This is a genomic window from Enterobacter cloacae complex sp. Mu1197 (genome assembly GCF_040059225.1).
Taxonomy (GTDB): domain Bacteria; phylum Pseudomonadota; class Gammaproteobacteria; order Enterobacterales; family Enterobacteriaceae; genus Enterobacter; species Enterobacter quasiroggenkampii.
In genome coordinates this window covers 319,258-339,415 of the sequence record NZ_CP157375.1, presented here as the reverse complement: position 1 = coordinate 339,415, position 20,158 = coordinate 319,258, and the positions used below count along the sequence as shown (strand labels likewise).

The 20,158-nt window shown below is 53.8% G+C and carries 24 protein-coding genes; 11 read left to right on the top strand and 13 right to left on the bottom strand.

The window, feature by feature from the left end; genetic code table 11:
• Positions 1–50: 50 nt before the first annotated feature.
• Positions 51–575: a single-stranded DNA-binding protein SSB1 gene (gene ssb1, locus ABFV38_RS01560; RefSeq protein WP_008503384.1), complete on the bottom strand. Its 525-nt coding sequence runs from the start codon at positions 573–575 to the stop codon at positions 51–53.
• 250 nt (positions 576–825) lie between these two features.
• Here ssb1 and uvrA point away from each other — a divergent pair, with 250 nt between their 5' ends.
• Positions 826–3,648, top strand: coding sequence for an excinuclease ABC subunit UvrA (gene uvrA, locus ABFV38_RS01555; protein WP_045909175.1), 2,823 nt, complete (start codon positions 826–828; stop codon positions 3,646–3,648).
• A gap of 3 nt (positions 3,649–3,651) precedes the next feature.
• On the opposite strand, the gene ABFV38_RS01550 is transcribed toward uvrA, so the two are convergent.
• The 4 genes from ABFV38_RS01550 to tyrB form a co-directional block, all read right to left on the bottom strand.
• Positions 3,652–4,005 carry an MmcQ/YjbR family DNA-binding protein gene (locus ABFV38_RS01550; protein WP_008503382.1) on the bottom strand — a complete coding sequence of 118 codons (354 nt, stop codon included), beginning with the start codon at positions 4,003–4,005 and terminating at the stop codon, positions 3,652–3,654.
• Positions 4,006–4,007: 2 nt separating this feature from the next.
• Positions 4,008–4,424, bottom strand: coding sequence for a secondary thiamine-phosphate synthase enzyme YjbQ (locus ABFV38_RS01545; RefSeq protein ID WP_045909174.1), 417 nt, complete (start codon positions 4,422–4,424; stop codon positions 4,008–4,010).
• 113 nt (positions 4,425–4,537) lie between these two features.
• Positions 4,538–5,251, bottom strand: coding sequence for an acid phosphatase AphA (aphA, locus tag ABFV38_RS01540; RefSeq protein WP_063622860.1), 714 nt, complete (start codon positions 5,249–5,251; stop codon positions 4,538–4,540).
• Between the two features lie 259 nt (positions 5,252–5,510).
• Positions 5,511–6,704 (bottom strand): aromatic amino acid transaminase, encoded by a 1,194-nt coding sequence (gene tyrB, locus ABFV38_RS01535; protein WP_348958263.1) that lies wholly within the window; start codon positions 6,702–6,704, stop codon positions 5,511–5,513.
• Between the two features lie 206 nt (positions 6,705–6,910).
• Between tyrB and ABFV38_RS01530 the strand changes: the two genes are divergently transcribed.
• The 7 genes from ABFV38_RS01530 to ABFV38_RS01500 all read left to right on the top strand — a co-directional run bounded on the left by ABFV38_RS01530 (position 6,911) and on the right by ABFV38_RS01500 (position 10,413).
• The gene (locus ABFV38_RS01530; protein ID WP_045335167.1) at positions 6,911–7,468 is read left to right on the top strand and encodes a DUF2589 domain-containing protein; all 558 of its coding nucleotides are present in this window, start codon (positions 6,911–6,913) and stop codon (positions 7,466–7,468) included.
• 74 nt (positions 7,469–7,542) lie between these two features.
• Positions 7,543–8,145: a DUF2589 domain-containing protein gene (locus ABFV38_RS01525; protein ID WP_348958261.1), complete on the top strand. Its 603-nt coding sequence runs from the start codon at positions 7,543–7,545 to the stop codon at positions 8,143–8,145.
• Positions 8,145–8,594 carry a lysozyme gene (locus tag ABFV38_RS01520; RefSeq protein WP_045335165.1) on the top strand — a complete coding sequence of 150 codons (450 nt, stop codon included), beginning with the start codon at positions 8,145–8,147 and terminating at the stop codon, positions 8,592–8,594. Before ABFV38_RS01525 ends, ABFV38_RS01520 begins: the two co-directional genes overlap by 1 nt.
• Positions 8,595–8,608: 14 nt before the next feature.
• Positions 8,609–9,091: a ribonuclease domain-containing protein gene (locus ABFV38_RS01515; RefSeq protein WP_235403976.1), complete on the top strand. Its 483-nt coding sequence runs from the start codon at positions 8,609–8,611 to the stop codon at positions 9,089–9,091.
• Between the two features lie 24 nt (positions 9,092–9,115).
• Entirely contained in the window at positions 9,116–9,652 is a 537-nt protein-coding gene (locus ABFV38_RS01510; RefSeq protein ID WP_235403974.1) for a hypothetical protein, read from the top strand.
• Between the two features lie 70 nt (positions 9,653–9,722).
• Positions 9,723–10,127, top strand: a complete 405-nt coding sequence (locus tag ABFV38_RS01505; protein WP_348958258.1) for a hypothetical protein — start codon at positions 9,723–9,725, stop codon at positions 10,125–10,127.
• 1 nt (position 10,128) lies between these two features.
• Positions 10,129–10,413, top strand: a complete 285-nt coding sequence (locus tag ABFV38_RS01500) for a hypothetical protein (RefSeq protein WP_045335159.1) — start codon at positions 10,129–10,131, stop codon at positions 10,411–10,413.
• Positions 10,414–10,506: 93 nt separating this feature from the next.
• Here the strand turns inward: ABFV38_RS01500 and ABFV38_RS01495 are convergent, their stop codons facing one another.
• Positions 10,507–11,100 (bottom strand): response regulator transcription factor, encoded by a 594-nt coding sequence (locus ABFV38_RS01495; protein ID WP_235403970.1) that lies wholly within the window; start codon positions 11,098–11,100, stop codon positions 10,507–10,509.
• Between the two features lie 302 nt (positions 11,101–11,402).
• Here ABFV38_RS01495 and ABFV38_RS01490 point away from each other — a divergent pair, with 302 nt between their 5' ends.
• The gene (locus tag ABFV38_RS01490) at positions 11,403–11,957 is read left to right on the top strand and encodes a hypothetical protein (RefSeq protein ID WP_045417723.1); all 555 of its coding nucleotides are present in this window, start codon (positions 11,403–11,405) and stop codon (positions 11,955–11,957) included.
• Between the two features lie 41 nt (positions 11,958–11,998).
• On the opposite strand, the gene alr is transcribed toward ABFV38_RS01490, so the two are convergent.
• Both alr and dnaB read right to left on the bottom strand, forming a co-directional pair.
• Complete coding sequence (gene alr / locus ABFV38_RS01485) at positions 11,999–13,078, bottom strand: alanine racemase (protein ID WP_348958255.1); 1,080 nt, start codon at positions 13,076–13,078, stop codon at positions 11,999–12,001.
• 16 nt (positions 13,079–13,094) lie between these two features.
• Entirely contained in the window at positions 13,095–14,507 is a 1,413-nt protein-coding gene (dnaB, locus tag ABFV38_RS01480) for a replicative DNA helicase (RefSeq protein ID WP_008503375.1), read from the bottom strand.
• Positions 14,508–14,567: 60 nt separating this feature from the next.
• Between dnaB and ABFV38_RS01475 the strand changes: the two genes are divergently transcribed.
• A complete protein-coding gene (locus ABFV38_RS01475) occupies positions 14,568–15,551 on the top strand; it encodes a quinone oxidoreductase (protein ID WP_348958253.1) in 984 nt (327 codons plus the stop codon).
• A gap of 184 nt (positions 15,552–15,735) precedes the next feature.
• Here the strand turns inward: ABFV38_RS01475 and pspG are convergent, their stop codons facing one another.
• The 4 genes from pspG to ABFV38_RS01455 all read right to left on the bottom strand — a co-directional run bounded on the left by pspG (position 15,736) and on the right by ABFV38_RS01455 (position 19,164).
• Positions 15,736–15,978 (bottom strand): envelope stress response protein PspG, encoded by a 243-nt coding sequence (pspG, locus tag ABFV38_RS01470; RefSeq protein ID WP_008503373.1) that lies wholly within the window; start codon positions 15,976–15,978, stop codon positions 15,736–15,738.
• A gap of 136 nt (positions 15,979–16,114) precedes the next feature.
• The gene (dusA, locus tag ABFV38_RS01465; RefSeq protein WP_348958252.1) at positions 16,115–17,110 is read right to left on the bottom strand and encodes a tRNA dihydrouridine(20/20a) synthase DusA; all 996 of its coding nucleotides are present in this window, start codon (positions 17,108–17,110) and stop codon (positions 16,115–16,117) included.
• A gap of 82 nt (positions 17,111–17,192) precedes the next feature.
• Positions 17,193–18,503, bottom strand: a complete 1,311-nt coding sequence (locus ABFV38_RS01460) for a conjugal transfer protein TraF (RefSeq protein ID WP_048030222.1) — start codon at positions 18,501–18,503, stop codon at positions 17,193–17,195.
• Between the two features lie 172 nt (positions 18,504–18,675).
• Positions 18,676–19,164 carry a cupin domain-containing protein gene (locus ABFV38_RS01455; protein ID WP_048030220.1) on the bottom strand — a complete coding sequence of 163 codons (489 nt, stop codon included), beginning with the start codon at positions 19,162–19,164 and terminating at the stop codon, positions 18,676–18,678.
• Positions 19,165–19,279: 115 nt separating this feature from the next.
• Here ABFV38_RS01455 and zur point away from each other — a divergent pair, with 115 nt between their 5' ends.
• Positions 19,280–19,792 (top strand): zinc uptake transcriptional repressor Zur, encoded by a 513-nt coding sequence (gene zur, locus ABFV38_RS01450; protein ID WP_008503369.1) that lies wholly within the window; start codon positions 19,280–19,282, stop codon positions 19,790–19,792.
• A gap of 47 nt (positions 19,793–19,839) precedes the next feature.
• Here zur and ABFV38_RS01445 read toward each other — a convergent pair whose 3' ends face one another.
• The gene (locus ABFV38_RS01445; RefSeq protein ID WP_014830284.1) at positions 19,840–20,049 is read right to left on the bottom strand and encodes a CsbD family protein; all 210 of its coding nucleotides are present in this window, start codon (positions 20,047–20,049) and stop codon (positions 19,840–19,842) included.
• Positions 20,050–20,158: the final 109 nt, after the last annotated feature.

Sequence of the window (20,158 nt, the reverse complement as noted above, 5' to 3'; positions counted from 1 at the left end):
AATACAAGAAGCCCTGCGACAGCAGGGCTTTTCATAATCGATGAAGAAAATCAGAACGGAATGTCGTCGTCGAAATCCATTGGCGGTTCGTTAGACGGTGCAGGAGCAGACTGCTGCTGCGGGCGAGACTGCGCGCCGCCGCTGAACTGGTTGCCACCCTGCGGCTGCTGAGGCTGACCCCAACCGCCCTGCTGCTGGCCGCCACCTGCTGGTGCGCCGCCGCCCTGACGGCCACCCAGCATCTGCATGGTGCCGCCGACGTTAACTACCACTTCCGTCGTGTACTTCTCAGCACCGGACTGATCGGTCCATTTGCGGGTGCGCAGTTGGCCTTCGATATAGACCTGAGAACCTTTACGCAGATACTCACCGGCCACTTCGGCCAGTTTGCCAAACAGCACAACGCGGTGCCATTCGGTCTGCTCTTTCATCTCACCGGTCGCTTTATCACGCCAGGATTCGGAAGTAGCCAGCGTAATGTTGGCAACTGCGCCACCACTCGGCATGTAGCGTACTTCCGGGTCCTGGCCCAGATTACCGACGAGAATCACCTTGTTTACGCCTCTGCTGGCCATGTTCGTGTCTCCTGAATACGTTTCTTAATAGTGTAAACGCGCGAGTGTACCATTTCCATGCTGCACTTTGATAGTTGCGTAGCACGTTCCAGAGTTCTCCCGCAACTCCACATTGTTACACAGCGAATCAGAAAATGCATTCCAATACTGTATATTCAAACAGGTCAAATTGTGTCATAATTAGCCGTTTCTGACAGCCGTTTGTCCTTCAAACAAACCAGGCAATCCGTGTTCCAACCGGGAAAGGTGAATGGATAAGATCGAAGTTCGGGGCGCCCGCACCCACAATCTCAAGAATATCAACCTGATAATCCCTCGCGACAAGCTGATTGTCGTGACCGGGCTGTCGGGGTCTGGCAAATCCTCACTGGCTTTCGACACCCTGTATGCCGAAGGACAGCGTCGTTACGTTGAATCACTCTCTGCGTACGCGCGTCAGTTCCTGTCGCTGATGGAAAAACCGGATGTCGACCACATTGAAGGGTTGTCCCCTGCTATCTCTATTGAGCAGAAATCCACCTCGCATAACCCGCGTTCAACGGTCGGTACCATTACCGAAATCCATGACTACCTGCGTCTGCTGTATGCCCGCGTGGGTGAGCCGCGCTGCCCGGACCACGACGTCCCGCTGGCGGCACAGACCGTCAGCCAGATGGTGGACAACGTCCTGTCGCAGCCGGAAGGCAAGCGCCTGATGCTGCTGGCGCCGATCATCAAAGAGCGTAAGGGTGAGCACACCAAAACGCTGGAAAACCTGGCAAGCCAGGGCTATATCCGCGCCCGTATTGACGGCGAAGTGTGTGACCTGTCCGATCCGCCCAAGCTGGAACTGCAGAAGAAGCACACCATCGAGGTGGTGATTGATCGCTTCAAGGTACGTGACGATCTCGCCACGCGTCTCGCAGAATCGTTTGAAACGGCGCTGGAACTCTCCGGCGGCACGGCCGTGGTCTCCGACATGGACGACCCGAAAGCGGAAGAGCTGCTCTTCTCCGCCAACTTTGCCTGCCCGATTTGCGGCTACAGCATGCGCGAGCTGGAACCGCGCCTGTTCTCGTTCAACAACCCGGCGGGCGCATGCCCGACGTGTGACGGCCTGGGCGTGCAGCAGTATTTCGATCCGGACCGCGTGATCCAGAATCCGGAGCTTTCGTTGGCGGGCGGCGCCATTCGCGGCTGGGACAAGCGTAACTTCTATTACTTCCAGATGCTGAAATCGCTGGCAGAGCACTACAAGTTCGACGTTGAAGCGCCGTGGGCCAGCCTGAGCCCGAACGTACACAAAGTGATCCTGTTCGGCTCTGGCAAAGAGAACATCGAGTTCAAATACATGAACGATCGCGGTGATACCTCCGTGCGTCGCCACCCGTTCGAAGGGGTGCTGCACAATATGGAGCGCCGCTACAAAGAGACCGAATCCAGCGCGGTGCGCGAAGAGCTGGCGAAGTTCATCAGCAACCGCTCCTGCGCCACCTGCGAGGGCACGCGCCTGCGTCGCGAAGCGCGCCACGTGTTTGTGGAAAATACGGCGCTGCCGACCATCTCAGACATGAGCATCGGCCACGCGATGGACTTCTTCAATAACCTGAAGCTCTCTGGCCAGCGCGCGAAAATCGCCGAAAAAGTCCTGAAAGAGATTGGCGATCGCCTGAAGTTCCTGGTGAACGTCGGCCTGAACTACCTGACGCTTTCCCGCTCGGCAGAAACGCTCTCCGGCGGTGAAGCCCAACGTATTCGTCTGGCGAGCCAGATTGGTGCGGGCCTGGTGGGCGTGATGTACGTGCTGGACGAGCCGTCAATCGGCCTGCACCAGCGCGATAACGAACGTCTGCTCGGCACCCTGATCCACCTGCGCAATCTCGGTAACACGGTGATTGTGGTCGAGCACGACGAAGACGCGATCCGCGCCGCAGACCACGTGATCGACATCGGCCCGGGTGCCGGCGTCCACGGTGGCCAGGTGGTGGCGGAAGGGACGCTGAAAGACATTATGGCGGTGCCCGAGTCGCTGACCGGCCAGTACATGAGCGGCAAGCGCAAGATTGACGTCCCCAAACAGCGCGTGGCAGCGGATCCGGAAAAAGTGCTGAAGCTGACCGGCGCGCGCGGCAATAACCTGAAAGACGTCACCCTGACCCTGCCCGTCGGGCTGTTTACCTGTGTCACCGGCGTGTCCGGCTCCGGTAAATCGACGCTGATCAACGATACGCTGTTCCCGATTGCACAGACCGCGCTTAACGGTGCGACGCTGGCAGAGCCGGCACCATACCGCGACATTCAGGGGCTGGAGCATTTCGATAAAGTTATCGATATCGACCAGAGCCCGATTGGCCGTACGCCGCGCTCTAACCCGGCAACCTATACCGGCGTTTTCACGCCCGTACGTGAACTGTTTGCCGGTGTGCCGGAGGCGCGCTCACGCGGGTATACGCCAGGACGTTTCAGCTTTAACGTGCGCGGTGGCCGCTGCGAAGCGTGCCAGGGCGATGGCGTGATCAAGGTTGAGATGCACTTCCTGCCGGATATCTACGTGCCGTGCGACCAGTGCAAAGGCAAACGCTATAACCGCGAAACGCTGGAGATTAAGTACAAGGGCAAGACCATCCACGAAGTGCTGGACATGACCATCGAAGAGGCGCGCGAGTTCTTTGACGCCGTTCCGGCGCTGGCGCGTAAGCTGCAGACGCTGATGGACGTCGGCCTGACCTACATTCGTCTGGGTCAGTCCGCAACGACGCTGTCCGGCGGTGAAGCGCAGCGCGTGAAGCTGGCGCGCGAGCTGTCAAAACGCGGTACTGGTCAGACGCTGTATATCCTGGATGAGCCGACCACCGGTCTGCACTTTGCCGACATCCAGCAGCTGCTGGACGTGCTGCATCAACTGCGCGATCAGGGCAACACTATCGTGGTCATCGAACATAACCTGGACGTGATTAAAACCGCGGACTGGATTGTCGATCTCGGCCCGGAAGGCGGCAGCGGCGGCGGTGAAATCCTCGTCTCCGGTACGCCAGAGACCGTTGCAGAGTGCGAAGCCTCGCACACCGCGCGCTTCCTTAAACCGTTGCTGTAATTGTCACACGGAGAGCTGCTGTCGGGTCGTTTCCGGCAGCAGCTCAACCGCCTGCTGATAGGATGCGTCCACCAGGTAGTAAATTTGTGAGCCTGGAATCGATCCATCCAGATAGACGGTGCTCCAGTGCGCCTTATTGAGGTGCTGGCTCGGCCTCACGTCATCATGCTGCTGACGGAGTAAATCGGCCAGTTCAGGGCTGGTTTTCAGCGATGCCGCCGGACGGCCCTCCACCTCTTTCACCATCGCAAACAGCACATCCCCCACCTTAACCTGCGTGGCCTTCCAGTCGCTGTGGACGCTCTGCTCCGCGCCGGGCTTGCTCATGCAGTACTGAAGTATCTCCGAAATTGTCATCTTTATTCCCCTTGTAGCGTGGCGATAATTTTACGCGAACCACCGTGAATGCGATGTTCTCCCAGCCAGATCCCCTGCCACGTGCCCAGCAGCAGCCGCCCGTTGTGGACCGGCAGCATCAACGATACGCCCAGCAAAGAGGATTTAATATGCGAAGGCATATCGTCCGCCCCCTCATAGTCATGCTCGTAAGGGGCGTTGTCCGGGACGCTCTTCAGAAAATGCCGCTCCATGTCAGACCGGACGGTGGGATCGCAATTTTCATTCAGCGTCAGAGAGGCAGACGTATGCTGAAGCAGCAGATGCAGCAAACCCGTTCTGACGCGCGACAGGTCGCGGAGTTGCCCGATGACTTCATCCGTCACCAGGTGAAATCCGCGTGGCTTCGCACTTAAGGTCAGGGTCTGTTGGTACCACATAGGCTGCTCCGTGATGAAAGATGAATCTTTCTAAGTGTGCAGCAAGAAGACGAAAGGTAAAACCCGCAGCAGCGAGATTTGATTAAAAAAGAGTCAAACTCGCTGCCAGGGACTCAGTACTCCGAGTTGACGATCACCTCTTCGCCAAACTTTCCGGCCATCGGCAGCGGTCGATAGGTAGAGTTAGACGCGCGTAACACCCTGATCCCTCTGGCACCTGCATCCTGCGCGGCGGAAATGTCGTTATCCGAATCGCCATAAAACACTTTGATGTTTTTCTTTTCCAGCCACTGGATTTTGGTGTTTTGCCCCTCTTTGTCACCCGCAAAGATGACCGGATTCATGTTGGCTGCCGGGATCTGGAAATCGTCCTGCAGGGTTCTGGAGACGGTTTCCGTTTTGGTCTGGCTACGACCGGTGACGAAATAAATACTGTCGCCACGCTTAACATGCATAGCAATTACCGCCCGGGCGACCTCTTTCGGAATGCTGTACTCGTCCCAGCCGTTATTCATTTTTTCCCAGAACTCCGGGTTCTTCAGATACGCTTCGCTGTCGGGAGAATACATTTTTTTGCCGCGCCAGAATCCCGGGCTTGAGAACAACACGGTATCGTCAATATCGAAGCCCACGGCCATTGGTGGCCGCCCCATCAGGCTGTTTTCGATTTGGGCCACGGAAACCCAGTGAATGGGCGCCTGCTCGGCGAGAATGGCGGCGGTAGTGCCGGTGTAAAGCGGCGTCGGGGCGGAAGCTCGCGCGACGACGGCGCTGTTAAGTGAGAACAATAAGCAGGCGGCGCTGAGCGCCAGTGTGATCTTGCGCATATTTTCCCCTGAATATTCAGCTTGTTATCGTTTTATTTTGAGTGAATGGTCAAAAAACTATCCGACCATAACCCCAGCGGGAGGTGAAGGGAAGGAGTTTTTGCTTATGAAGCGGAATAAAAAGAAGCTGATCACAAAGGGTAGATGAGTGATGTAGGCCCGGTAAGGCGCAGCCGCCACCGGGCAAGATTTTCTGCGGCTTGATGCCCTCACCCCAGCCCTCTCCCACAGGGAGAGGGAGATAATAAGTAGTGAGTACTTACATCACAGCCGCAAACGCCTGCGCCACGCGATGAACGTTGCCGGCATTGAGGCCCGCCACGCACATACGGCCACTGGCGATCAGGTAGACGCCGAACTCTTCGCGCAGGCGATCGACCTGCGCCGCGCTCAGTCCGGTATAGCTGAACATCCCGCGCTGCTTGAGCAGATAATCAAAGTTATGCCCAGGCACAGCCTCTTTCAGGACATTAACCAGCTCCTGACGCATCGACAGGATGCGCTTACGCATCGCCTCCACTTCGCCAAGCCAGGACGCTTTCAGCGTTTCGTCACCGAGAACCGTTGCCACCACCTGCGCACCAAAGTTTGGCGGGCTGGAGTAGATACGGCGCACCGTCGCTTTCAGCTGACCCAGCACGCGGCTGGCTGCTTCGGCGTCTTCACATACCACGGAAAGACCACCAACGCGTTCACCGTACAGGGAGAAGATTTTAGAGAAGGAGTTACTCACCAGAACAGGCAGCCCGGCGCTGGCAGCGGCGCGGATGGCATAAGCGTCTTCTTCCATACCCGCGCCAAAGCCCTGATAGGCGATATCGAGGAATGGGATCAGGTTACGGGCCTTAAGCACCTCAATCACCGCATCCCACTGGGCATTGGTGAGATCGGCACCGGTCGGGTTATGGCAGCACGGATGCAGCAGCACAATACTGCGCTCCGGCAGGGAGTTCAGTTTTTCCAGCAGCGCGTCAACGCGCACGCCGTTAGTTTCGCTGTCAAACCACGGATAGGTCGCCACCTTAAAGCCCGCGCCCTCGAAGATCGCAACGTGGTTTTCCCACGTCGGGTCGCTGACCCACACGCCTGAATCCGGGAAATATTTTTTCAGGAAGTCTGCGCCCACTTTCAGCGCACCCGAGCCGCCCAGCGTCTGGATGGTCGCCACGCGTTTTTGCGCGAGCACCGCGTGATCGGTGCCGAACAGCAGCGGTGCGATGGTGTTGCGATAAGCGTTTAGCCCTTCCATCGGCAGATACAGAGAAGCGCCGTGTGGAACAGCGTTCAGACGCGTTTCGGCTTCAGCTACGGCTTTTAATTGAGGAATAATGCCATCCTCGTTGTAATACAGACCGATGCTGAGGTTCACTTTGTCGCTGCGAGGATCTTCTTTGAAACGCTCCATTAAGGAGAGGATAGGGTCGCCGGCATAGGCGTCAACTTTCTGAAACACGCGATGGTTCTCCGGAATTCGATGAGGCAGGGATTTCAACAATAAACCGGAATATCACGCAACACCACCCCTTAAGATTATCCTGCGATCGGCATAGGTTTTTTGCGTCCTTTAGCCATGACATTTACCCAATATTTTCCCGTTCTCGCTTTCCGTAATGTGACTCCTGCGCAACCGCGCATTCACTGATTCAAGGAGTTCACATCATGGATTCACAATTTATTGGTTCAGTTATTAACGCCCTGCCGCTGGAGCATATGATCGGCGGTCCGCTGCAGGCGATGATCAAAGCACAGGTTCAGGCGAGCAAGTCCTATACCGACTTCCTGCTCTCTGTCTGCATTAAAGACGGCAAAGCCGTCGCGATCGAGTTCGACTACGACGAAACCGTGGTAGACGAACAAGGCGTGAACAAAGGCAGCGTGACCCGCAAGATGAGCATTCCGCTGCTGGCGGCGATCACGCACCCTATCATCTGTATCGAAGACGGCACCATCGACTTTGAGCTGGAAGTGAGCCAGAGCGAAGCCAGTTCCAGCAGTACCGAAGCGGAGGCCTCCGTGGAAGCGTCCGTCGGCTGGGGTGTCTTTAAAGCCAAAATGACCGGCAAGGTCTCCCATAAATCGGAGCAGACCCGTTCGACCGATACACGCGCAAAATACTCCATTCATACCCAGATCAAACGCCAGGAGCCACCAGAAGCTCTGCAGCGCGTAATTGACTACCTGACCAACGCCAAAACCAAGCCTGTCGCCGCGCAATAATCTTCCACGCCGCGACATATGTGCGATTCCGTAACGCAGGGCTACCCGGGTAGCCCTTTTTCCAGGAGCGAAATATGTCTTTTAAAAAATGGCTGCGCGGCGGCAAGGATGAAGAGCCGGAAAACAGGACGGGCAAAGAGGATGAAGGCACGCCGCCTGTACAGGAAAGCACGCCCCCTACGCCGCCAGCCGATATTCCCGGCGTGCCGATCTCGCTTGAAGATATCACGCGCGGGATGCAGTACGCGGCCACGGCGGCCAACGAACTGATTGCTCAGCAGTATATGAAAGCGCTGGATCCCTTTTTCGAACCTGCTGAGGACGGTTCATTGGTTCCACGCACGGTACAGCTGGCACTGGATGAAAAGCACTACTTTGACCTGCCCTTGGTCGCACTTTCAACGCCGCGCGGGCTGATGCTGGAGAAAATGAAGGTCAACCTGACGATCCGTACGGAAGGCATGCAGGCACCTTCCCGCCAGTCCGGTGAAAACGAATTTGGTCGCTTTCACGTGAGCCTTTCGCCTTCCAGCGATAACAAAGGCGGGCGTGACAGCCGCCACGTCGATGTGGAGATGCAGTTTACCGCGCTTGAGCCACCGGAAAGCGTTATGCGCTTGATTGACGAATACACCAACAAGGTGATTCCCCGTCCGAAAGCAGAGGAGACTCCGTAATGCACACACAACCAGAACGTACAGGTGACAAGGGTATTCAGCTGATTTGCCAGTTTGAAGGACTGAAGCTGGAGCGTTATCGCGATGCCGTAGGTTTATGGACCATCGGCTATGGCCATTTGATCCTCAAAGAGGAGATGGAAAAGCTCACCAAAATTACTACCGGTGAAGCCAAAGATCTGCTGCGCAAAGATCTGAAACGCACCGAGGACGGCGTGAAAAAGCTGCTGAACCAGCCAGCAACGCAGGCGCAATTCGACGCGCTGGTTTCCTTCGCCTTCAACCTCGGCGTTGGCAATTTAAAGAAATCAACGCTGCTCAAAAAATTCAACGCGGGCGATGTTCAGGGCGCCGCACTGCAGTTCAAAAGCTGGAATAAGGCAGGCGGGAAGGTATTGGCCGGTCTGACGCGTCGCCGCGAGGCGGAAATGAAGTTATTTCTTGGTTAAATCTGGAGGTTAACATGACGTCATCTGTGGCTTTAAAAAAAGTGATTTTCTTTGTACCCCTGCTGGCCGTTATGCAGGTCAATGCAGCGTTACCCACCTGCGAGAGTGAGATTAAGGACGTTAATACCTTCCTGTCTTTACAGGGTACCGCCCGAATAAATGATGTGGATGATCTGGCAAAAACATTGCGCAGTCTCACACAAACTGGGCGACTACCGTCGCGCTACATCACCAGTGATGAAGCGAAACGTCAGGGATGGTCGGGTAATGAAACAGAAACACTTTGGGGTCTTAAACCCACCAATAACAAATGGATAGGCGGGGATAACTATATCAGTTCAAAACTTCCCTCAGCACAATCCTGGTTTAGCGCCGATATTGATGTTTCTAAAGGATACCGGGGGACCAAACGACTGATCTACACCCTTTCCGGACCTCAGCGCTATATCACCACCGATAAATACCAACATTTAGTGGAAGTAAACGCCTGCAATTAATCCGTACGTTAACACCGGAGAAGCATGATGGAACTGAAAACAGAATGTCTTCCAGCAGGCGTGCTCGGCTACAAGGCCTGCAAATATAAAGCAAAAGACTGGGATTCAACGAAGTATCGTAGTGAGGCAACAAACAATGATGAATGGTCTGGATTTTATACAGGTAGTACGGAAACCCTGACATTCGGCTATATGCCTGATTGCACTGACAATCAGGGGAATGGGACGGCCTATCTGAACATTGTGAACATTACTATACCTGCGCGTATTATTGTATGCCACGATGAAAGATTTAAATCCCCGGCGCAGGACAAGACGGCATTATTAAAGGAAATTAAAGAAGCATTACGCAGAATAGAAATTCCCGTAGCGGATAGTGATTTGTTAATACCCACACTAGCCCGCTATCGATTCTACTTTAAATGTTACAATAACGAAGATAGTAACGATATGGAAATCATTATACCAAACGACCTGGTTGATAACGTAGCGCTACAAAGCTATAAGCAGCAAATATTTATAAATGGCGTTGGTCAGACACTGACCAAATATATTAAATAGACATAATAATGTGGCTTTTATTCACAAAAGACCCTCCTGCGAGGGTCTTGTTATCAATGAGGAGATTGTCATGTATACCTCCGTTCCTCCAGCTTTAATTAGCGCTTCACTCCTGGCTCTCGCAGGATTATTCGGTGGTGTCAGTATATCTTTTTTTTGGCAACCACAGCGCTTACATCAGCACAGTAAGTTCATTGCAGGCATTATATTTGGTGGAATCAGTATGGGTGCCGCCGTAGCGTTAGGCGGTCTGGCCGCAAGATGGTTGAAGATTGATTTAAACCAGTCGGATATCACCCTGGGATTAGGTTATATTCTAGGAGCAATGAGCAATGGTCTTATTGTTTGGCTGGCTAATTTTTTTCGCCGTCACGAGCAGCAAGATATTTTTGATGTCGCCTCAGTCATCAAGAAAAGAGTACGTAATGAAACACTCCCCGACGCATCCCTAATTAATACTGATAAAGAGGGCTAACATGAGCAGCGTAACAGACTGGTGGATGTTATTTATAACAATCATGCTGGACCTTGTTATTTCTTTTATTATTCTCTTTTGCGCTTACAGTAATAGAATTAAAAAACAGCCTATCCTCTATAAGATAGGATTTGCCGCGATAGCTTTTGGGCTATTTGCACAAAGCGGATTAAACATTGAAAGCTTGTTGACAGGTCATGATAATTTTAGCGCAAGTGTTCCTTTCTGGTTTCTTCAGGATGCTGGTACCTTAATGATCATCATTCGTTTCTTTTTAGCAAGATAATTATCGCATGACAAAATGCGTGACAAATGCCATCGTTGTCACGCATTTTTTAAATAAAAAGTTTTCAGGATATAACGGGATGTAAATGATAACTCATTTATCAATGTATTTAAAATATAACCTTGCTGCCTGTGTGCGGTTATTCACCTGCAAACGATGAAATATTGATTCCAGATGGACCTTGACGGTACCAGCACTAATGTTCAATGCTCTACCGATTTGCTTGTTTGTTCCGCCATTTGCCAGCAAGCTCAATACTTCCTTTTGCCGCTGGCTAAGCATAAGAACGGGTGAATTAATTTTCGTTGCGGTACCCTGCATAATTACTTGCTCTGGGATACAGATAACTCCCGACAACACTACATTGATAACTTGTACTATTTTTTCAGCAGAGAGTGATTTTGTGAAAACACCTCTAATATTATGATGCTGATAAAGGTTAAAATTTCGCTCGCATGCTTTACGGAACATGATCACTACCGGCACCATCGGCCATTCAAGCTCAAGCTCTTCAATAAACATAGAATAGTCCATATCGCCATCAAGCAGCACAATCGAAACAGGCGTTGACTTGAGCACTTCTTTTGCATCTTCGTAGCTGTTAGTAGCAGAAAAAGTACATTCTGGTATGACTCTCTTCAGTTCATTTTTCATACCATGAATGTAGATCGGTAATTCATCGATCATCAATATATTCATCTCAACTTAACCTCATCCAAGTACTATTCTTTTAGGTTATGAATATTAACATCAACATATTCCAAAAATGAGTATGAGCGCTAATTGAGATCTTATAAAACATCATTTGCCATAGGGTAAATATCATATACAGCATGGCTAACATCAAGATGAAGCAGGAGTACAATTCACAAATAATGTTCTGCATCATTTTCTACGAAAAATAGCATTTCCCACAGAGCATATATTCATTCATAACGCTGCTGTTTATTATTTCTGTGCTGTAAACACAATTAACTAAGGAGAAACATATGCCGTGGTCCAATCAATATGGTTTCAATTATAAAAATATGGTTTTTCAGAATTCGTGCTTCCCGAATTGCCTGCAGATGGTTCTGGCTAATTTCGGTACCTATTCCCGCAACGATATTCTCGAAAACCAGTGGGATGCACTTCAGGTTGCCCACCATCTTCCCGGTCTCGCTGCGCAGGCGCCGAATGAGGATGATGTTAATCGTAACCTGGCACGTACCGATCTAAAAGGAGCTGGCTGCCGGATTATCACTCCGTCAATGCTGGGAGATTACGTTAATCGTCAGGCGCTAGAGCAAGAGACTCAACACTATCTGGCTGACTATAGTGCAATGATTATCGGTGTCGGGCATGCGACAGTGATTTACCGGACCACTACCGGGTTTGTTCATGTGATCCCTTCCCCGGACATCAACCAGGTGCACGTTGAACACTATGCAAACCTGGACCTTGATGTTGTCGAGCATCAGGGGCAACACGCGGTACGAGTGATTAACAGGGCGAACGGGCAACCGATTATTGCCGGAACCTTTGTAATGCTGCTTCGTCCATAAAACGGTGACGGTGGCTCCCCAGGAGCCACCATTTTTGCGGCTCAATCCAGATACTTCATCGCCACCCGAGACGTCAGGCGCGTGATAAGTTCGTAAGCACTCACTTTTGTAATTTCAGCAATGCGTTCGACGGGCAAACCTTTGCCCCACATTACCACATCGTCTCCGGGTTTATCCTGGGCTTCAGGACCCAGATCGACACAAATCATGTCCATCGCCACGCGGCCAACGATCTTCACTTCGCGACCGTTGACCAGCACCGGCGTACCCGTGGGTGCAGCGCGCGGATAGCCGTCGCCATAGCCCATCGCCACGACGCCGAGGCGGGTATCACGCTCGCTGATCCAGGTGCCGCCGTAGCCCACCGGCTCACCGGCTTTGTGTTCGCGCACGGCAATCAGAGTAGACACCAGAGACATGACTGGCTGAAAACCCATGTCCGGCCCCCAGGGTTTATTCTCCAGCGGCGACACGCCGTAAAGAATGATGCCCGGTCGCGCCCAGTCGAAATGCGACTGCGGCCACAGCAGGATCCCGCCGGATGCGGCGATCGAGCGCATCCCCGGCTTGCCTTCGCAGAAGGTATTAAAGATATCCAGCTGCCGCTCGGTCGCACCGCACGCGGGCTCATCGGCACGGGCGAAGTGGCTGACAATATTCACCGGCTGGCGCACGTTTTTACACCGGCATAAACGCTGATAAAACGCTTCCGCACTTTCCGGACGCACGCCCAGACGGTGCATGCCCGTATCAAGCTTCATCCACACGGTCACCGGCTCGCTCAGCTCGGCGGTTTCCAGTGCAGCCAGCTGTTCTTCGTTGTGTACCGCCGTGTGCAGATGCTGATCTGCGATGGTTGGCAGATCGGTGGCTTCGAAAAAGCCTTCGAGGAGCAGAATCGGTTGGGTAATCCCCCCCGCGCGCAGGCGGAGAGCTTCTTCAAGACGGGCGACGCCAAAGGCGTCGGCATCGGGGAGCGTTCGCGCGGTCTCAAGAAGACCGTGTCCGTAAGCGTTCGCTTTCACGACTGCAACGAGCTTGCTGGCGGGGGCCAGTTCACGCAGACGTTGCAGGTTGTGTCGCAGAGCGCGGCGGTTAATCACAACAGTTGCCGCTTGCATTTGAATTCCTTAGAAATTACTCATCATCATATTGAGGACCGGCATAGTTGTCGAAACGCGACCACTGTCCGTTAAAGGTCAGACGTACCGTCCCGATCGGGCCGTTACGTTGTTTACCAATAATAATTTCGGCGATCCCTTTCAGGTCGCTGTTCTCGTGATAAACCTCATCACGGTAGATAAACATGATTAAGTCGGCATCCTGCTCGATGGAGCCGGATTCACGCAGGTCGGAGTTGACCGGGCGCTTGTCAGCACGTTGTTCCAGAGAACGGTTAAGCTGCGACAGCGCCACCACCGGCACGTGCAATTCTTTGGCTAACGCCTTGAGCGAGCGGGAAATTTCGGCGATCTCCAGCGTACGGTTGTCGGAGAGCGACGGGACGCGCATCAGCTGAAGGTAGTCGATCATGATAAGGCCGATACCGCCGTGTTCACGGGCGATACGACGCGCGCGGGAACGGACTTCCGTCGGCGTCAGGCCGGAAGAGTCATCAATATAGATGTTACGTTTTTCCAGCAGAATGCCCATGGTGCCGGAGATGCGCGCCCAGTCCTCATCGTCGAGCTGGCCGGTACGGATGCGGGTCTGGTCCACGCGCGACAGCGATGCCAGAGAACGCATCATGATCTGCTCAGAGGGCATCTCAAGGCTGAAAATCAGTACCGGCTTATCCTGCAACATCGCCGCATTTTCGACGAGGTTCATCGCAAAGGTCGTTTTACCCATCGACGGACGCGCCGCGACGATAATCAAATCCGACGGCTGCAGACCGGCGGTTTTCTTGTTGAGATCGTCATAGCCGGTGTTCACCCCGGTCACACCGTCGTGCGGCTGCTGGAACAGCTGTTCGATACGGGCAACGGTGGCGTCGAGGACGTCGGCGATATTTTTGGGGCCTTCGTCTTTGTTAGCGCGGCTTTCGGCGATTTTGAAGACGCGGGACTCGGCAAGATCGAGCAGATCTTCACTGGTGCGACCCTGCGGATCAAAACCGGCTTCGGCGATCTCATTCGCCACCGAGATCATCTCGCGGACAACGGCACGTTCACGCACGATGTCGGCATAAGCGCTGATGTTTGCCGCACTTGGCGTGTTTTTTGAAAGTTCTGCCAGATAGGCAAACCCGCCGACGCTGTCCAGCTGTCCCTGACGCTCCAGCGATTCCGCGAGCGTGATCAGGTCAATTGGGCTACCCGACTCCTGCAGGCGCGCCATTTCGGTAAAGATATGACGGTGCGGACGGGTGTAGAAATCCTCAGACACCACGCGCTCGGCGACGTCGTCCCAGCGTTCGTTATCCAGCATTAAACCGCCCAACACCGACTGTTCCGCTTCAATCGAGTGCGGCGGGACTTTTAACCCTGCGACCTGGAAATCACGCTCGCGAGGTTCAGTCTGTTTGTTGAAGGGTTTGTTTCCTGCCATAGTGAATGGAGTTACCGAGATAAAGAGTGGGTCGAAAGATTACCACATTCTGGAGGAAGCATGGCAACACGTATTGAATTTCACAAGCATGGTGGCCCTGACGTACTCAACGCGGTGGAGTTCACCCCCACCGCGCCTGGCGAAAACGAAGTGCAGGTTGAAAACAAAGCCATCGGCATAAACTACATCGACACCTATATTCGCGGCGGGCTCTACCCGCCTCCGTCGATGCCAAGCGGACTGGGCACCGAGGCAGCCGGTGTCATCATCAAGGTGGGCAGCGCGGTTAAGCATCTTAAAGAGGGCGACCGCGTGGTGTATGCGCAATCTGCGCTGGGCGCTTACAGCTCCGTCCACAACGTCCCGGCGGATAAAGCCGCCCTGCTGCCTAATGCCATCTCCTTTGAGCAGGCGGCGGCCTCCTTTCTGAAAGGCTTAACCGTTTACTACCTGCTGCGTAAAACCTATGAAATTAGACCCGATGAGCAGTTCCTGTTTCATGCCGCGGCGGGTGGTGTCGGGCTCATCGCCTGTCAGTGGGCAAAAGCGCTGGGCGCAAAACTGATCGGCACCGTGGGCAATGCCCAAAAAGCGCAGCGCGCACTGCAGGCGGGCGCCTGGCAGGTGATTAACTACCGTGAAGAGAGCATCGTCGAACGGCTGAAGGAGATCACCAGCGGCAAAAAGGTGCGTGTCGTGTATGACTCGGTTGGAAAAGACACCTGGGAAGCATCGCTGGACTGCCTGCAGCGTCGTGGGCTGATGGTGAGCTTCGGAAACGCCTCAGGTGCTGTCACCGGCGTGAATCTCGGCATCCTGAACCAGAAAGGCTCGCTGTACGTCACGCGCCCTTCCCTGCAGGGTTACATCACCAACCGGGAAGAACTTGAGGAAGCCAGCAACGAGCTGTTCTCGCTGATCGCCAGCGGCGTCATTAAGGTGGATGTGGCAGAAGCGCAGAAATACCCGCTAGCCGATGCGCAGCGTGCGCATGAGGTGCTGGAGAGCCGGGCAACGCAGGGGTCGAGTTTGTTGATTCCCTGAGCCCCAAAAAGAAATTGGGCTTCCCGTGGGAAGCCCTTTCTTTTTTTAGTTCGGCTGTATGTAGGGTACAGCGCGATGAATTCTTTAACGGCAGTCATAGTGACAGATTCGATAAGTAAATCCTATTCTGTTCTAAGCCATGCTGCCGGAAAAGTTACAACTCTGTGACGAACCCCTCAATACCTTAGTAACGGAAGCGGTTATTGCGCTGATAACTGGGCACTTTTGGCGATTTAATCGCCCGTATCACCCACACCACCGCCACGGCCAGCAGTAGCCACGGCAGCAGTTTGATCGTCAGGGCAAACAATCCGCCAATAAACATGACGACCGTCGCCACCACGATAGCCGCCAGAATGCCGAGCAGCGAAATGCCCGTTGCTAACAGCATGACAAAAAAGCCAATCACAAAAAGTAGTTCCAGCATGGTGCTCTCCCACGAGTTCCCGAATGATGCTGCAAACATTACAAGAATCATGCCAGACATAACGTGTTGTTCTTAAAGCAAAACGCCCCACGAGAATTCGCAGGGCGTGGTGAATTTGACGAACTTTTAGCGAAAGTTATCGCTTGTCTGCCACCAGTCGCAGCGCATGTTCCAGCACCTCGATATCGGCACCGGCTTTATGTGCGTTTTCGCTCAGGTAGCGACGCCACTGACGCGCGCCCGGAATGCCCTGGAACAGCCCAAGCATATGGCGGGTGATATGGCCGAGATACGTACCGTTGCTCAGCTCGCGCTCAACGTAAGGATACATCGCCCGCACGACGGCAACCGGATCGGTGTCTGCACCTTCGATGCCAAAGATTTCGCGATCGACCGTCGCCAGAATGCCCGGATTCTGATACGCCTCGCGCCCAACCATCACCCCATCCATATGTTCAAGGTGCGCTTTGGCCTCTTCCAGCGACTTGATGCCGCCGTTAATGGACATGGTCAGGTGCGGGAAGTCACGCTTCAGCTGATACACGCGCGGGTAGTCCAGCGGCGGGATTTCACGGTTCTCTTTCGGGCTCAGGCCGGAGAGCCAGGCTTTTCGCGCATGGATGATGAACATCTCGCATTCACCCTTTCCGGAGACCGTATTGATGAAATCGCACAGGAATTCGTAGCTGTCCTGGTCGTCAATCCCGATACGGGTTTTGACCGTCACCGGAATGGAAACGACATCACGCATCGCCTTGATACAGTCCGCCACCAGCTGGGCATTCCCCATCAGGCAGGCACCGAACATACCGTTTTGCACACGGTCGGACGGACAGCCAACGTTCAGGTTGATCTCGTCGTAGCCGCGCGCTTCCGCCAGCTTCGCACACTGCGCCAGCGCGGCCGGATCGCTGCCGCCCAGCTGCAGGGCAACCGGATGCTCTTCTTCGCTATAGGCCAGATAGTCGCCCTTCCCGTGGATGATTGCGCCCGTGGTCACCATTTCGGTGTACAGCAACGTATGGCGGGAGAGCTGGCGCAGGAAATAGCGGCAGTGTCTGTCCGTCCAGTCGAGCATCGGCGCAATGGAAAAACGGTGTGCAGGGAAAGCGGTCTGTAATTCTGACGACATGGCGAAGTTTTAAGCATCTGGTGGAAAAGGGGCGCTACTATAGCACAAAGAAAAGCCGGAGGCGCAGCGCCTCCGGTTGACTTTAGAACGTCATGCTCAACTGAGCCCCTGCGCCCCAGGTTTCGTCTTCACCGTACAGGCCCATCAGGTCAACATGCACGGTGCTAAACGGCGCGAAACCGACACCGCCGGTAAAGACATTGCTGTCGTTACCCTTCACGTCGGCACGATAACCCGCACGCACCGCCAGCCAGCTCAGCGGCGTTACCTCGGCACCGACACCCACGTACTGCGACGTATCTTCGCTCTTGAAACCTTTGGTTTCCGTCAGATCGCCATCGGCGGTCAGCGTCACCAGATCGTTGTGCCAGGCAGCACCGGCGGTCACCAGCGGACGGATCTGATAGGTGTCTTTATAGCTCACCACTTCTCCCGTACGGCCATTGCGGATACGGATATCTTTGGTGTCGATATCACGCGACATCAGGTTTTGTCCGCTCACGCCGACGGTCCAGTTTTCGCCGAAATCGGCCGCAATACCGGCATCCACGTTGAAGCCCGTATCGTCAGTACGGTAGCGGCTGTCGTTCCACTTGTTACTGTCGTAATCGTAGATTGACGTGGTGTAGTTATAGACCCAGGTTTTTTGCAGTTTTGGTGTTACGCCCACGGAAACCGGGACGCCGCCGAGATCAAACTGACGGGCAACGGCAACACCGTAGTCGGAGACAATCGCCGCCCGGCCGGACGCCGTTGAGTTGAGGTTCTTGGTGATCTGATCCGTACCGTTCAGCGCAGCATCCAGCGCAACACCGGCCGCCACCACATTACTTCGTTGAATACCACGTAGATAATCAATGTCTTGCTGATCGATAGACGAGCTGACCCGGCCATGGGCATAGCCTTTCGCCATGAAGGCGACGGAAAGGACATCGTTAGGGATACTCACCGCAAGCCCTGCACCAGCCGTTGCGCGCGCGGTTTTGCCTTTGAGATAGTCCAGCTCATCGGCCAGATCTTTGGCCGCGCCCTGAAATTGATTAATGGAACCTAAGGGATTGGTAATAATTTCTCGTGGCGTGAGATTATCAACCACATCCTTGTAGTGATTGATTTTGTCGTTGATGTTATCAATCTCGTCCTGAAGATTGTCTTCATCCGTCACCTGCACCCCAACGGCTGGCAAGATGACCGTCACATCATCGTCCGGTTTTGCCTTTGCCAGCAGCGCCGGGTTGATTAACGCCCCACTGCCATAGCTTCCCGACGCCACGCCGGTGCCACCCATGGCGTCGCTGCGTGATTCTGTCCAGGTATTGGCTGCTCCCGCCTGATTTGCCATAAACAAGGAGACAGCAATGCTAACCACCGAAAATTTAAAATTTTTTTTCACAGTATGCCCGTTATAGTCTGTTATGAAATAACCCCTGTCTGTTATCACCCAAACAGGAACGAACTATTGCTGTGAATAAGTAGTAAAAGACCCGCTATTTCTTTCCCTAAGTAAAACTCCCTTACGGCCTGTTATATTTTGTGACGGCCCTCAATATTTATAGAAGAGGAAATTATTTTTTCCCAGGTTTTCCATCATGCGGCCCAAAAAACTGTGGGGGATGGTCTACCCAGCGATCTTCCCGCGTGGCGGCATACTCAGGGTTGAGCGGATAGTAGATGCGGTTGTGCTTCTTATTGGCCTCACCAACGACCAGGAGCCTAACCTCGTCATCCGTGTTGTTGATAAAGGTATGACAGATGCCGGTTCCGGCGGGAAAACCTACACTGTCGCCAGGCTCCAGCTTCCACAAGTAGCCGTTAATCCAGGCTTCAGGGTAACCTTCGAGCACGTAAATAAACTCTTCTTCGTCGCTCTCCGCATGCGGATAGGACGTTCTGCGCCCCGGCGGCAGGCGCTCATGATGGATGCCAATACGCCCGAGCCCAAGCCTGCGAGCCAGCGGTGCGCCGATAGAGAACAGCTCATCGCTGTCGGGGTAGGTCGAGTCATCCGCGCCTTCCACGTCGCGCCAGTGCCGAATACAGTCAGGTCTTTTCATTATGCATCTCCCGGTTTGCGATGGGTCAGGTATAGCACAGACTGGCGGATCTCGGTGTTTTTAGCAGAACATGATAAAGTGGGGGTTTTCCGTCCTATAACATCCGGGGTGCTACATGGATAAGTCCACAAAAGAGCTGTTAGCGCAGGCCGAAAAGCTGTGTGCGCAACGCAATGTGCGCCTGACTCCGCAGCGCCTTGAAGTATTACGTCTGATGAGCCTGCAGCAGGGCGCCATCAGCGCCTACGATCTGCTGGATCTGCTGCGCGAAAGCGAGCCGCAGGCAAAGCCACCGACGGTCTATCGCGCACTGGATTTCCTGCTTGAACAAGGGTTTGTGCACAAGGTGGAATCCACTAACAGCTATGTGCTGTGCCATCTGTTCGATCAGCCCACCCACACATCGGCGATGTTTATCTGTGACCGCTGCGGCGTGGTGAAAGAAGAGGCTGCGGAAGGCGTGGAAGATATTATGCATACGCTAGCAGCGAAAATGGGTTTTGCCCTGCGTCATAATGTGATTGAGGCGCACGGGCTCTGTTCCGCGTGCGTCGAGGTGGAAGCCTGTCGTCATCAGGACGCGTGTCAGCATGACCACTCTATTCTGGTGAAGAAAAAGCCGCGTTAACGGCAAAAGAAAAGGCGGCTTAGAGCCGCCCTGTGGGTTATTCAGCGTTACCAGCGGTAGTCGTTGCGTTTTTCCCAGTCGCCCACTTCTTTTTCCGCCTGGTCTTTTGCGTAACCGTAACGTTCCTGAATTTTACCGACAAGCTGATCGCGTTTACCTTCGATGACGGTCATGTCGTCATCCGTCAGCTTACCCCACTGTTCTTTCGCTTTACCTTTGAACTGCTTCCAGTTGCCGCCGATTTCGTCTTTATTCATCATCGTGTCCTCTTCGTTAAGCGTCGGGTCGTAACGTCCGTTACGTTCTTTTCTGCTGGACGTGATAATTATTGTAGTTAAGGATTCCGTGGTTAATTTCATATTCGGA

What these genes read in the sequence shown, in the direction of transcription:
- ABFV38_RS01520 (WP_045335165.1), top strand. Translation starts at nt 8,145, where the DNA reads ATGCACACACAACCAGAACGTACAGGTGACAAGGGTATTCAGCTGATT.
- ABFV38_RS01475 (WP_348958253.1), top strand. Translation starts at nt 14,568, where the DNA reads ATGGCAACACGTATTGAATTTCACAAGCATGGTGGCCCTGACGTACTC.
- ABFV38_RS01545 (WP_045909174.1), bottom strand. Translation starts at nt 4,424, where the DNA reads ATGTGGTACCAACAGACCCTGACCTTAAGTGCGAAGCCACGCGGATTT.
- ABFV38_RS01490 (WP_045417723.1), top strand. Translation starts at nt 11,403, where the DNA reads ATGCCGTGGTCCAATCAATATGGTTTCAATTATAAAAATATGGTTTTT.
- ssb1 (WP_008503384.1), bottom strand. Translation starts at nt 575, where the DNA reads ATGGCCAGCAGAGGCGTAAACAAGGTGATTCTCGTCGGTAATCTGGGC.
- aphA (WP_063622860.1), bottom strand. Translation starts at nt 5,251, where the DNA reads ATGCGCAAGATCACACTGGCGCTCAGCGCCGCCTGCTTATTGTTCTCA.
- ABFV38_RS01445 (WP_014830284.1), bottom strand. Translation starts at nt 20,049, where the DNA reads ATGAATAAAGACGAAATCGGCGGCAACTGGAAGCAGTTCAAAGGTAAA.
- zur (WP_008503369.1), top strand. Translation starts at nt 19,280, where the DNA reads ATGGATAAGTCCACAAAAGAGCTGTTAGCGCAGGCCGAAAAGCTGTGT.
- ABFV38_RS01510 (WP_235403974.1), top strand. Translation starts at nt 9,116, where the DNA reads ATGATGGAACTGAAAACAGAATGTCTTCCAGCAGGCGTGCTCGGCTAC.
- dusA (WP_348958252.1), bottom strand. Translation starts at nt 17,110, where the DNA reads ATGTCGTCAGAATTACAGACCGCTTTCCCTGCACACCGTTTTTCCATT.
- dnaB (WP_008503375.1), bottom strand. Translation starts at nt 14,507, where the DNA reads ATGGCAGGAAACAAACCCTTCAACAAACAGACTGAACCTCGCGAGCGT.
- alr (WP_348958255.1), bottom strand. Translation starts at nt 13,078, where the DNA reads ATGCAAGCGGCAACTGTTGTGATTAACCGCCGCGCTCTGCGACACAAC.
- ABFV38_RS01550 (WP_008503382.1), bottom strand. Translation starts at nt 4,005, where the DNA reads ATGACAATTTCGGAGATACTTCAGTACTGCATGAGCAAGCCCGGCGCG.
- ABFV38_RS01525 (WP_348958261.1), top strand. Translation starts at nt 7,543, where the DNA reads ATGTCTTTTAAAAAATGGCTGCGCGGCGGCAAGGATGAAGAGCCGGAA.
- pspG (WP_008503373.1), bottom strand. Translation starts at nt 15,978, where the DNA reads ATGCTGGAACTACTTTTTGTGATTGGCTTTTTTGTCATGCTGTTAGCA.
- ABFV38_RS01515 (WP_235403976.1), top strand. Translation starts at nt 8,609, where the DNA reads ATGACGTCATCTGTGGCTTTAAAAAAAGTGATTTTCTTTGTACCCCTG.
- ABFV38_RS01455 (WP_048030220.1), bottom strand. Translation starts at nt 19,164, where the DNA reads ATGAAAAGACCTGACTGTATTCGGCACTGGCGCGACGTGGAAGGCGCG.
- ABFV38_RS01500 (WP_045335159.1), top strand. Translation starts at nt 10,129, where the DNA reads ATGAGCAGCGTAACAGACTGGTGGATGTTATTTATAACAATCATGCTG.
- ABFV38_RS01530 (WP_045335167.1), top strand. Translation starts at nt 6,911, where the DNA reads ATGGATTCACAATTTATTGGTTCAGTTATTAACGCCCTGCCGCTGGAG.
- uvrA (WP_045909175.1), top strand. Translation starts at nt 826, where the DNA reads ATGGATAAGATCGAAGTTCGGGGCGCCCGCACCCACAATCTCAAGAAT.
- ABFV38_RS01505 (WP_348958258.1), top strand. Translation starts at nt 9,723, where the DNA reads ATGTATACCTCCGTTCCTCCAGCTTTAATTAGCGCTTCACTCCTGGCT.
- ABFV38_RS01495 (WP_235403970.1), bottom strand. Translation starts at nt 11,100, where the DNA reads ATGATCGATGAATTACCGATCTACATTCATGGTATGAAAAATGAACTG.